General features: G+C 48.3%; 10 protein-coding genes. 1 reads left to right on the top strand and 9 read right to left on the bottom strand.

Features of this window, described 5'->3' with window-relative positions; translation table 11 throughout:
- Window positions 1-245: 245 nt before the first annotated feature.
- The 6 genes from spoIVA to QZL69_RS06980 all read right to left on the bottom strand — a co-directional run bounded on the left by spoIVA (window position 246) and on the right by QZL69_RS06980 (window position 7,565).
- Complete coding sequence (gene spoIVA / locus QZL69_RS07005) at window positions 246-1,715, bottom strand: stage IV sporulation protein A (protein WP_022214508.1); 1,470 nt, start codon at window positions 1,713-1,715, stop codon at window positions 246-248.
- A 68-nt stretch (window positions 1,716-1,783) separates the two neighbouring features.
- Window positions 1,784-2,341, bottom strand: a complete 558-nt coding sequence (locus QZL69_RS07000) for a Fe-S-containing hydro-lyase (RefSeq protein WP_022214507.1) — start codon at window positions 2,339-2,341, stop codon at window positions 1,784-1,786.
- A gap of 1 nt (window position 2,342) precedes the next feature.
- On the bottom strand, window positions 2,343-3,185 hold the full coding sequence (locus QZL69_RS06995; RefSeq protein WP_022214506.1) for a fumarate hydratase: 843 nt from the start codon (window positions 3,183-3,185) through the stop codon (window positions 2,343-2,345).
- Between the two features lie 324 nt (window positions 3,186-3,509).
- Window positions 3,510-5,198: a [FeFe] hydrogenase, group A gene (locus QZL69_RS06990; RefSeq protein WP_022214505.1), complete on the bottom strand. Its 1,689-nt coding sequence runs from the start codon at window positions 5,196-5,198 to the stop codon at window positions 3,510-3,512.
- A 13-nt stretch (window positions 5,199-5,211) separates the two neighbouring features.
- The gene (locus QZL69_RS06985; protein ID WP_022214504.1) at window positions 5,212-7,083 is read right to left on the bottom strand and encodes an NADH-ubiquinone oxidoreductase-F iron-sulfur binding region domain-containing protein; all 1,872 of its coding nucleotides are present in this window, start codon (window positions 7,081-7,083) and stop codon (window positions 5,212-5,214) included.
- Window positions 7,083-7,565 carry a complex I 24 kDa subunit family protein gene (locus QZL69_RS06980; protein ID WP_022214503.1) on the bottom strand — a complete coding sequence of 161 codons (483 nt, stop codon included), beginning with the start codon at window positions 7,563-7,565 and terminating at the stop codon, window positions 7,083-7,085. Before QZL69_RS06980 ends, QZL69_RS06985 begins: the two co-directional genes overlap by 1 nt.
- Before the next feature lie 358 nt (window positions 7,566-7,923).
- On the opposite strand from QZL69_RS06980, the gene QZL69_RS06975 reads away from it, so the two are divergent.
- On the top strand, window positions 7,924-9,429 hold the full coding sequence (locus tag QZL69_RS06975; protein WP_022214502.1) for a 4Fe-4S dicluster domain-containing protein: 1,506 nt from the start codon (window positions 7,924-7,926) through the stop codon (window positions 9,427-9,429).
- A gap of 454 nt (window positions 9,430-9,883) precedes the next feature.
- On the opposite strand, the gene QZL69_RS06970 is transcribed toward QZL69_RS06975, so the two are convergent.
- Genes QZL69_RS06970 through QZL69_RS06960 form a run of 3 tightly spaced genes read right to left on the bottom strand, consistent with a single transcriptional unit; the run spans window position 9,884 to window position 12,181 of the window.
- Window positions 9,884-10,669 (bottom strand): glucosaminidase domain-containing protein, encoded by a 786-nt coding sequence (locus tag QZL69_RS06970; protein ID WP_022214500.1) that lies wholly within the window; start codon window positions 10,667-10,669, stop codon window positions 9,884-9,886.
- The gene (locus tag QZL69_RS06965; protein ID WP_022214499.1) at window positions 10,666-11,520 is read right to left on the bottom strand and encodes a bifunctional 5,10-methylenetetrahydrofolate dehydrogenase/5,10-methenyltetrahydrofolate cyclohydrolase; all 855 of its coding nucleotides are present in this window, start codon (window positions 11,518-11,520) and stop codon (window positions 10,666-10,668) included. The genes QZL69_RS06970 and QZL69_RS06965 overlap by 4 nt, the downstream gene beginning before the upstream one ends.
- A 31-nt stretch (window positions 11,521-11,551) precedes the next feature.
- Entirely contained in the window at window positions 11,552-12,181 is a 630-nt protein-coding gene (locus QZL69_RS06960; RefSeq protein WP_022214498.1) for a cyclodeaminase/cyclohydrolase family protein, read from the bottom strand.
- Window positions 12,182-12,324 lie beyond the last annotated feature (143 nt).

The following is a 12,324-nucleotide window of genomic DNA, read 5'->3' as shown; positions in this document are numbered from 1 at the left end:
CCGACTGTTGTCTTACCAGAATTATTGCTTCCTGCGATCACAGTCAAACCATCAATTTTAATATCCGCTTCTTTTATTATTCCAATTCCTCTGACTGAAAATTCCATTGATTTATTCCCTTCCTGAATTATCCTATTACCATAAAAAGGTTTCCGATACCATTCTCTATAATAAGTTTTATCTATAGAGACATGATACCATGAAACCTTTTTTCCGTAAAGAAGCACCGGTCTGTGGTTATTTTTTTATATGATGATGCAGACCATCCCGCCTTTGCTGTCATTGACGATCTTCTGCATGGTGTCCTGGAGTTTGGTCTGGCTTTCTTCGCCGATGGCGGAGATTTTGGTGCGGATGCCGTCCTGGACGAGCTGTTCGATGGATTTGCCGAAGATGTTGGTTTCCCAGATGCTTTCGCCGCGCTGGCTACTCTCGCCGATGTACTGGATGAGGTCGTTGGCCTGCTGCTCGGTGCCTACGATCGGGGCGATCTCGGTTTCGATGTTTGCCTTGATCATGTGGATGGACGGGCTCTTGGAGCGGATCTTTACGCCGAATTTGTTACCCTGGCGGATGACGGTCGGGTCTTCGATCTGGATCTCGGAGAGTTCCGGGACGACGACGCCGTAGCCGGTCGAGCGGACGGCTTCGAGGGCTGCCTGGACTTTGACGTACTGCTCTTTCATGGCTGCCAGTTCTTTCATGGTGTGGATCAGGTCATATTCGCTTTCCATAGTGATGCCGCTCATTTCGCTTAAGATCTTGTAATAAAATTCGTCTTTGACCTGGATACGGATGCGGACGATCCCGGTGGAAAGATCGACCTGATCGAGAAGTGTCTCCTGAATATAGGGTCCTGTGAGCTGAACGGAGTCCTTGGTGATGTCGCGGATGTGCGTCAGATTCTGCATGTATTCGCGGATCTGTGTGAGGATCTGGGCTTTCAGTTCGTGCTGTGGTGAAAGCATTTCGACCCATTTCGGAATGTAGAACTGGATCTCACTGACCGGGAATTCGTAGAGGACATTTTCCAGGATCTTTATGATGTCTTCTTTGCGGAGCTGTTCACAGTTGGCGGAGATCGTGGTCACGCCGTATTTGTCCCGCAGCTCCCGACAGAGTTTCTGGGTTTCTTCTTTATATGGTGTCTGGGAGTTGACAAGGATCAGAAATGGTTTGCCCTGTTTTTTTAATTCTTTGACCGTGAGTTCTTCGGCTTCGATGAAATTTTCTCTCGGAAGCTCACCGAAACTGCCGTCGGTGGTGACTACGAGGCCGATCGTTGCGTGTTCCTGGATAACTTTGCGGGTGCCAACCTGGGCGGCTTCGTGGAAGGGGATGGCTTTTTCGAACCATGGAGTTTTGACCATCCGCTCTCTTCCGTCTTCGATGTGGCCGGAGGCGTCTTTGACAAGAAAACCGACACAGTCGATCAGTTTGATCTGAACTTTCTGGTCTTCGCCGAGTGTCACGGGAATCGCTTCTTTTGGGATAAATTTAGGCTCTACGGTAGTAATGAGTTTCCCTGAACCGCTCAAGGGAAGTTGGTCGCGGACTTCGGCCTGCTGCCCCGGTTCCATGGCGGGAAGTGCCACAAGTTCCATAAATCTTCGGATGAACGTTGATTTTCCTGTCCGTACAGGTCCGACAACGCCTATGTATATATCACCACCGGTCCGCGCTTGAATATCCCGGTAAATCTGAAAATTTTCCATAAAAAATCCCCCTGCATATATTGTAACAGTCCCATGTATCGTTACAATATATGCAGGAGGAAACTATTTTATTTACGGTTTTTGAGGTATTCTGCTCTGCCTTCTTCGTAGAGGTTGTTGCCTTCGCTGTCGATGATCACGACGAGGGGCATTTCTTCTACATAAAGTCTGCGGAGTGCTTCGGACTGGAGATCTTCGTAGGCAACCAGTTCTGCACTCTTGATGCATTTGGCGAGAAGGGCTCCGGCTCCGCCGATCGCTCCGAAGTAAACGCCGCTGTATTTCTTCATGGCTTCTACGACTTCCGGAAGGCGGGCGCCCTTGCCGATCATTCCACGTGCGCCTACGGACATCATGGTCGGTGCGTAGGCATCCATTCTTCCGCTGGTGGTCGGACCTGCGGAACCGATGACCTGACCTGGCTTTGCAGGGGTCGGGCCTACATAGTAGATGGTTGCATCTTTCGGGTCAAAAGGAAGTTCCTCGCCGCGTGCAAGTGCTTCGCACATTCTCTTGTGTCCGGCGTCGCGAGAGGTGTAGATGGTTCCGGTCAGGTAGACGGTGTCGCCTGCGTGAAGAGTTCTTGCCAGTTCTTCTGTTAATGGCAGTGTGATGTGACGTTCCATATTAAAGCACCTCCGTTTTGTGGCGTGTTACGTGGCAGCTGATGTTGATCGCACATGGCATGCCGGCGATATGGGTTGGCATGGTCTCGATGTTCAGGCCGATGGCTGTGGTCCTTCCGCCGAATCCCTGCGGTCCGATTCCGAGCTGGTTGATCTTTTCCAGCATTTCTTTCTCCAGGTCAGCATAATATGGATCCGGATTCTGGGTGTCTACCGGACGCATGAGGGCTTTCTTTGCAAGAAGGGCTGCCTTGTCAAAAGTTCCTCCGATTCCGACACCGACTACCATCGGTGGGCACGGGTTCGGGCCTGCTGTCTCTACAGTCTCCAGAATGAAGTCTTTGATTCCTTCGATGCCTGCGGATGGCTTGAACATGCGAATCGCGCTCATGTTTTCACTTCCGAAGCCTTTTGGTCCGACGGTGATGCGGATGTGCTCGCCCGGAACGATCTCGGTGTAGAGCATTGCCGGTGTGTTGTCACCTGTGTTTCCTCTGCGGACAGGGTCTTTGACAACGGATTTGCGGAGGTAGCCATTTGTGTAGCCTCTGCGGACACCTTCATTGACTGCTTCTGTCAGATCTCCATCTGCGATATGTACGTCCTGGCCGATTTCCAGAAAAACACATGCCATACCGGTGTCCTGACAAATCGGAACCTGTTCATTCTCTGCGATCTGATAGTTCTCGATGATGTTGTCGAGGACACCGCAGGCAATCTGTCCGTCCTCACAGGAACGACAGGCCTGGATTGCTTCCTTGATATCAGACGGCAGAACCTGATTTGCCTCGATGCAGAGACGCTCGATGGTGTCTGTGATAGCTGATGCTTTGATTTCACGCATTTGCATTTACTCCTATCTTTCGTTTTTGTGCCGACAGCAACGTTGTGCTGTATCATCGCGAAATGTGAGTGATACAGGATGACAGATTCTCTGCTGTTTTTCTGGCACTTCTGATTTTATTTTAGACTATCTCGTTCGAATCTGCAAGTATCTGTAGAAAAACAAACGGTTCTTAATAGCAAAACAACCAGACTCCTGTCAAAGCATCTCTCTTTGTGGAGTCTGGTTATCTTTTATGTCAGATTTCCTATGGCAAAAAATCTAAGCATGGATTTTATTTATCTTTTTCTTCTAACTTCCCCCTCGGAAGTTATACGCGCGGAATTAATAGAATTCGTTATGGAGCAGTTCGTGCTCTTTACCCTTGAGAAGTCCCTGGTAAAGTTCGAGTACCATCGGGTTCTCGTCAGATTTCTTGATGATCGTGGTGTTGTCTGCATTGTACAGACCTCTTGCTCTGGCTGCCTTGGTCTTGTCACCGGATCTGGTCGGCTGACCGCCACCCATGATACAGCCACGACGGCATGCCATTACTTCGATCAGATGGTATTCTGCTTCGCCGTTCTTTACACGGTCCATAACGATCCTTGCATTGGCAAGTCCGCTGGCTACGCAGACTTTGATCTCCATGTCTTTGTATGGTACAGAGAATTCCTTGATTCCCTCTTCTCCACGGACACCACACTCAGAGATCTCACGCATTGCTTCCTTGGTATGATCTGGGGTCAGGCGACGGAGAACCGCCTCTGTAACACCACCGGTAACGCCAAAGATAACACCGCCGCCGGAACCGAATCCAAATGGCATATCACATGCTTCCGGATCCAGGGATGCGAAATCAAGACCGAAGTTATCGATCATGCGGAGAAGTTCCATTGTTGTGATAACGATATCTGTATCCTGCTCGCCCTCGGTAAAGCTGTTTGGACGGATCGCTTCTGCTTTCTTGGCTGTACATGGCATGATGGAAACCATAACGGTTTTCTTGCCTGCTGCGTGTTCCGGATCACGGAAGTATTCCTTAATGACTGCGGACATCATTCCCTGAGGGGATCTACAGGTGGAAAGGTTCGGAATATATTCTTTGTATTGTTCTGTGATGAATTTGACCCATGCAGGACAGCAGGAGGTCAGAAGAGGAAGTTTCTCTCCTTTCTCAATTCTGTCCAGGAATTCTGCGCTTTCTTCCATGATGGTAAGGTCGGCACTGAAACTGGTATCATAAACTTCATCAAATCCCATGCGGTGAAGGGCATTTACAATCTTGCCCATAACGCTGCGGCCTTTGGCCAGTCCGTAGTGATCGCCGACTGCGACACGTACTGCCGGTGCAATCTGCGCTACGACACGGGTGTCCGGATCTGCCAATGCATCCCAGACTTCATCCATATGTGTACGGATGGAAATCGCTCCTGTCGGACAGAATACACGGCACTGTCCGCAGTTTACGCACTGAGTCTCTGCAATCTTCTTGTTGAATGCAGGCATAACCATGGCTTCTGTTCCACGGAATGCAAATCCAAGTGCACCGATTCCCTGAAGTTCCTCGCAGGCACGTACACAGTCGCCGCAGAGGATACATTTGTTCGGGTCACGCACGATGGATGGAGAACTGAGATCCAGCGGATGAATCTCTCGCGTATTTTTGAAACGGATATCGCGAACGCCGAGACGATGTGCCAGTTCCTGAAGAACGCACTCACCGCTCTTAATACAGGTTGTACAATCTCTGCAGTGTGCTGCAAGAAGCAGTTCTACGATCAATTTACGATATTTCTTGATCTTGCCGGAGTTGGTATAGATCACCATGCCGTCTCTCGGCACTTCTGAACAGGATGCAAATGTTCTTCCTCTGTCATCTTCTACGGTACATAAACGACAGGCACCAAAGGTGGAAACCTCTGAATGATAGCACAGTGTCGGAATATTGATTCCCGCATTACGGATAACAGTCAGGACGTTTTTTTCATCGGTAAATTCTACTTTTCTACCGTCTATTGTCATTGTACCCATACTTTATCCCTCCCTATGCTTCAATATAGATGGCATCAAATGAACAGTTGTCTTTACATGCACCGCACTTGATACACAGATCATTGTTAATGGTATGAGGCTGTTTCTTGGCTCCGGTGATCGCTCCTGCCGGGCAGTTTCTTGCACACTTGCCGCAGCCGATACAAAATTCCGGATTGATGATAAATTTACGCAGTGCTGAGCAGACTTTTGCACGGCACTTCTTATCCCTGATATGCTCTTCATACTCTTCATGGAAGGTTTTGAGTGTACTGATGACCGGAAGCGGAGCACTCTTGCCAAGTCCGCACAGAGCCATGGCACGAACCATCTCTGCCAGTTCGGAAAGTTCTGCAAGATCGCTCTCCTCACCCTTGCCTGCTACGATCTTCTCGAGAATCTCAAGCATACGCTTGGTTCCCTCACGGCACGGAACGCATTTACCGCAGGATTCTCTCTGAGTAAAGCTCATGAAGAAACGGGCAACTTCTACCATACAGGTATTTTCATCCATAACTACCAGACCACCGGAACCGATGATCGCATCGTATTTCTTGACAGAATCGAAGTCAAGCGGAATATCCAGATGCTTCTCTACCAGACATCCTCCGGACGGTCCACCGATCTGAACACCCTTAAATCCGGCATCTCCTTTGAGTCCGCCGCCGATATCATAGATGATCGTACGGAGAGTCGTTCCCATTGGTACCTCGATCAGACCTGTGTTATTTACGTTACCGGTAAGAGCAAACGCCTTGGTTCCCGGGCTTCCCGGTGTACCGATGCTCTTGTACCATTCTGCGCCGTTTGTGACGATCATTGGTACGTTGGCGTATGTCTCAACGTTATTCAGTACGGTCGGTTTATTGAAAAGACCATGTTCTACAGTACGCGGCGGTTTTACACGCGGCATACCTCTGTTTCCTTCGATAGATGCGGTAAGGGCAGAACCTTCACCACATACGAACGCACCGGCGCCACGGTTGATATGGAAATGGATACAGAAATCTGTACCAAGAACGTTATCACCGATCAGACCAAGTTCTTCTGCCTGTGCGATCGCGATACGCAGACGCTCTACTGCCAACGGATACTCAGCACGTACATAGATGTATGCGTTCTGTGCACCTGTCAGATAGGAAGCGATCAACATACCTTCCAGCATCTTATGCGGGTCACCTTCCATGATGCTTCGATCCATGAACGCACCCGGGTCACCCTCATCACCATTACATACTACATAACGGTCTGTCTCTTTCTGACGTGCCACCTGTTTCCATTTCTTACCTGCCGGGAAACCGCCGCCGCCTCTTCCGCGAAGGTTGGCTTCTTCTATCATGTCAAGACCTTCTTCTTTGGTCATTTCGAAGAGGACTTTTTCAAGACCGGCATATCCGCCTACTGCGATGTATTCTTCGATATTCTCTGCGTCGATATGTCCACAGTTCTTAAGTACCAGACGCATCTGTCCGGCATAGAACGGGATGGATTCTTCGCTCTGGTATATCTGTCCGTCCTTATGGTAAAGCAGCCGCTCGATAGGCTGCCCCTGACAGACAGTTTTCTCATAGATTTCTTCGCAGTCTTCTGGTTTAACCTTAATGTAGAGGATTCCGAGAGGTTCGATTCTCATCAGAGGTCCCATTTCGCAGAAGCCATGGCATCCGCTCTTCTTGATCTCCGGATGTGGAACTTCACCTTCGAATTCTACAGAAACATTCTCGTTGATCTCTGCGAGATTGTGCATTTTTTCATAAATTTCTTTGGAGCCGCTGGCAATACATCCAGTTCCTGCGCAGATAAGAACACGTATTTTCTGTCTGTGCAGTTCCGCTTCTGCCTTTTGGCGTAATGCCTGAAGTTCTTCTCTGTTATGTAAAAACATCATTCGGCACCTCCTTTTTTAAGGTTCTGGATCACTTCTATCGCCAGATCCGGGGTCATCTTAGGATGCACTTCGTCATTAACCGTCATAACCGGTGCAAGACCGCATGCACCAAGACAGGATACTGTTTCTATCGTAAACATCATATCGTCTGTGGTGTGCTTCTTCGCATTCAGACCGAGCTCTTTCATAAGGGCTTCTTTGACCGGAACGGATTTCCTTACATGACAGGCAGTTCCGTCACAAACCTTGATCACATATTTGCCTTTCGGCTCAAAGGAAAAGTTCTCATAAAAAGTAGCGACGCTGTATGCCTTCGCCTCGGTCACTCCAATCTTGGATGCAACATAGGTCAGAAGCTCTCCCGGCAGGTAGCGGTACTCCGCCTGGATATCCTGCATGATCGGAATCAGTGATGCTGCTTTCGGTCCGTAATGCTCGATGATCTCATCTGTCTTCGTGTAATAAGACTGATCTAACATTCAATTCCCTCCTTGTTAAAAATTTGCTTTTGTCTGCGCCTATTATTTTGTATAATTTACACAGTCTTGTTGTATTTTATTATACATTAAGCAGTCAAATTATACAAGTGAAATATAGGGAAATTGAATTAATTTATTCAAGTTTTTTATGTTTTTCGTATTATTGTGTGTTTTTTAACAGATTTTATAATTTTTTATCAATCTATTTTGCTATAGTAAAGTGTTTCTCATTTTGTTTCTCTTGTGTGCTTCGAAAAGTACAGGAATTTTGCATTTTCAGATTGATTTTGGGAATTCTTTCCTATATTATAGGGAGCGGTAGATGAAAATTTTTCTTATTTAAGGAGATGAAATAGATATGCGAAATTATGATACCCCAGTCAGAGAGATCCGACACCAGGTTTATACTGAAGTGGCAAAGGCCGGATTTGAATCTTCTGACGAAAGCCTGATCCATGATATTGAATCCATCCCGTACAATATCGTCAGTGAAACTGCCCAGTACCGTGAGAGTATTTACAGAGAACGGGCCGTTGCAAGCGAAAGAGTCCGTCTCGCCATGGGTCTTTCTCTTCGCCCGGAAAGCAAGGCGGTCCATCTGACCGACGGTCTTGCTGCCAGCAATATCAATGAGAAATATTATGAGCCGCCTCTTATGCAGGTGATCCCGTCTGCATGTGCAGCCTGTCCTCCGAACAAATACATTGTCAGCAACATGTGCCGCGGATGTGTTGCCCATCCATGTATGCAGGTCTGTCCGAAGGGCGCGATCTCTATGAAGGACGGAAAGTCTTTTATCGATCAGGAAAAATGTATTAAATGCGGAAAATGTAAAGCAGCCTGTCCTTATGATGCAATCTCCCACAACGTGCGCCCGTGCGAGCAGGCATGTGGTGTCAAGGCGATCGGAAGTGATGAGCAGGGGCGTGCGAACATCCTGGATGACAAGTGTGTTTCCTGTGGTATGTGTATGGTAAGCTGTCCGTTCGGTGCGATCTCTGATAAATCTCAGATCTTCCAGCTTGCGCATGCGCTTCGTAACGGCGATAAGATCGTTGCGATCGTTGCACCGGCTTATATCGGCCAGTTTGGTGATGATGTGACCCCTGGCAAATTCAAGACAGCTCTGCAGGTTCTTGGTTTTTCTGATGTTCATGAGGTTGCGTTTGGTGCGGATGTCGGTGCGATCTCTGAGGCACATCATTATGCACATGAGGTTGCAACAGGAAATCTTCCGTTCCTTCTGACTTCCTGCTGTCCGTCCTGGTCCATGATGGCAAAGAAATTCTTCCCGACCATGATCGACAATATCTCACAGGAGCTGACTCCTATGGTTGCCACTGCACGTAAGGTAAAGCAGGATGATCCGGATGCGAAGGTTGTCTTCATTGGACCTTGTGCTTCCAAGAAACTGGAAGCGATGCGCCGTACTGTGCGAAGTGATGTGGATTTTGTTTTGACTTTTGAGGAACTGGATGCGATGTTTGATGCGCGTGAGATCGAGCCGGCTTCCTTTGAAGACGAAGGTTCCCTGCATGATGCTACTGCCGCCGGACGTGGATATGCGGTCGCAGGTGGTGTTGCAGGTGCGATCGAGGCCTGTCTGAAGGAATATTATCCGGAAGTTCCGGTGCATATTGAGCATGCAGAGAGCCTGGCAGAGTGTAAGAAGATGCTGGCTTTGGCGAAAGCCGGGAAACTTAAGGGCTGTATGATCGAGGGTATGGCTTGTCCTGGTGGATGTATGGGCGGTGCTGGTACGAATGTGCCGATTGCGAAGTCTTCTAAGGCGCTTAAGAAGTTTGTGGCAGGTTCTTCTAAGAAACTGCCGGCGAAAGAATTGAAGGAAATTAAGCTTTCTTGAGATTTTTTTGGAAAAAGCAAGTGTAAAAAACTTTTTTTTGCCTGGGGAATGTATTCCCCGGGCTCTTTTTTCGCTTTTGGGAAGCAAGGTAAACTGCAAAGGGACGTCGCCCGTCCCTCTGCACACCCTGGGCTGGGTGTTTGACGGGAATTTTGTTTTTTGGTCGAGGATTGTGAAAAATTTTCCTGGTGGTCCAGGCCGGGAGATTTTCGTTTGAATAGGTTGGGGATTTGGAGGGACTCCCTGAGTCAAGGTGGATTTTTGGGGGAGATTTCCCCCACGCGATATCCAGGCTCCATACCACGCTACCAAAATGCTTCCCCACACCAAAACCAATGCCGATGTTTTTCCCAAAAGCCCAGGGGTGTGCAGAGGGGACGGGCCACGTCCACTTTGCGGTTTTGGTTTTTGCCCAAAAAGAAAAGAGGATATAAGGAGATGTCAAACATCTCACTTACTCCTCCTTGAGATCGCTCAGTAGCTTGAGCAATTTCTCCCCGTAGTTTGCTCCGGCGGCCCAGCCGCCTCCATTGGGATTTTCCTGCTGTCCAAGCCATTCGACGTATGGGGCACTGCCTCTTTGGACCATGTTGAAGCGGGTGTCTACGCAGTCCTGGTTGAGAGATTCGTCGCAGGCGTAGGCTTTTAAATGCTGTACCTGTGCGCGGATTCCGGTTCTTACGTCGGGGTAGGATACGCCCTGGACGCCGCCGCCTGTGGTTCCGAGTCCTGCGAAGTTGTACTGGGAGATTCCGGAATCTCCTCCGTACTGGAGCCAGCCGGTCTCGAGCATTGCCTGTTCGAAGACTACTTCTCCCCGGACACCTTCAGCATTTGCTTCTTCCAGAATGATCGTGCAGAAATCATCGATCGTCTCTGCACCACCTTCTTTCAGAGATGCGGACGGATATTCGGATCCATGTGCATTGTACTGGGAAGTCATCTGTGCCAGGGAAACGGTTGTCGTCCCCATAATCGTGTAATAACCATAAGTATTGTCGGTGGAATCATCCACGAAATTCGGATCTGAGGTAAAATCCGGCGCGTTAAGGCTGGCCGGCTTGTGGATCTGGCCTTCGCCGGAAAGATCGGATACTTCATCTTCTGCATTTGTATCTGAACTTCCAAATACGCTCGTCTCTCCATTATCCCCAGACGCCAGACAAGGTGCCCCTGTTATAAGGGCACCTGCCAGTATCATCTGTGAACAAAAGAGCATTGCTTTTTTGTTTCGAATCATCCATTTACCTTTCTCATTGCAGCTTCTACTACATGTCCTACAAGAACGGATGTAGTAACGCTTCCAACTCCACCAGGAACCGGTGTGATTGCATCAACGATCGGCTCAACTGCAGCGTAGTCAACGTCTCCACAGAGTTTACCTTCTGCATTTACGTTGATACCTACATCGATGATGGTCTGTCCTTCTCTGACATAATCAGCACCAACAACGCCTGCACGTCCGGCTGCTACGATCACGATGTCTGCTTCTTTTGCAACAGACGGCATGTCAACGGTTCTTGTGTGGCAGATCGTTACGGTTGCATTTTTCTTAACCAGCATCATGGCTGCCGGTTTTCCAACTACAAGGCTTCTTCCGATAACAACGGCTTTTTTGCCTGTGCAATCGATTCCGTAATGATCCAGGATCTCCATGCATGCCTGTGGTGTACATGGCGGGAAACCGATTTTTTTGCCGGTGAATACGCCGGACATGGAAAGATCTGTCATACAATCAACGTCTTTTTCTGCAGCAAGTGCATTTTCGATCACTGCCTGATCCAGATGTTTCGGAAGCGGACGGAACAGAAGAACGCCGTGGATGTGGTCGTCTTTGTTTACTTTGTCGATGGTTGCAAGGAGTTCTTCCTGAGTCACATCTCCCGGAAGAAGGATCTTCTCACATGCCACGCCAAGAGTCTCGCAGCGTTTTGTTGCTCCTCTTTCATAAGAAATATCGCTTGGGTTTTCGCCAACACGAATGATGCAGAGTGTCGGGTTTACGCCTTTGCCCTGTAATTCTGCTACATTTGCTTTGATCTTTTCATTCAGTGCTGCTGTTACTTCTTTACCTAATAACTGCTTTGCCATTTTTGTATTTCCTCCGCTATTTTGTTGCTGATTATTTTAATCTGCCAAGAACGCTTTCGAATGTCTCATCTGCCATCTTGGTGTATTTCTCAAGCATTGCGTCTGCTTTTTTGTTGAGTTCTTCTGCGTATTCTCTGTCTGCCATGGATTTTGTATTGATGTAGACATTCAGGCTGGCACCCTGTAATGCTGCTTTGCAGAAAGCTGCTCCAACACCGGCATCACTGATCGCCAATTTGGAACCCTTTGCGCCGAATTCAACGATCAGCTCGATCGCTTCACAGCATTTCTCCATGATCTCCATCGGTACGGAGCAGGCATCTTTCAGCACGATCTCCATAACACGGGCTTTTTCTGCTTTTTCTTCTTCGGTTTCTTTTGGCATACCATATGCTTTGGAGAGCGGCTCAAAAACTTCTGCGTCTCTTTCGATCAGACGAAGGAAGTCTTTCTGGAGCTGGTCGCATTTTGCTTTGAGCTCCCACATTTCGTCTTCTACGTCTGCATATTTTTTCTTACCTACGGTAAGACTGCCTACCATATTGCCAAGTGCAGTTCCAACTGCACCAACCAGCGCTGATGCACCGCCGCCGCCCGGTACCGGGGCTTTAGAAGCGAGAACTTCGACGAATTCTGTGCATGTACTTGTAGAAAATCCCATTTTTTCTCCTCCTGAAAAAAGTGACCCGATAAAAGAGGGGTCTTTTATGATTTTTCTTTCTTCTTTTTTATAATAATTTTTTTCATATTTGGAAATATGGAAACCTGCGAGGGGAGGGCACTCGAAGTTGCGAAGGCCGTTCT

It is taken from the genome of Blautia sp. CAG:237 (assembly GCF_000436615.1).
In the GTDB taxonomy this organism is placed as follows: Bacteria; Bacillota; Clostridia; order Lachnospirales; family Lachnospiraceae; genus Blautia_A; species Blautia_A intestinihominis.
The sequence above is the reverse complement of the archived record's forward strand: the minus strand, read 5'-3'. Positions and strand labels throughout refer to the sequence as shown.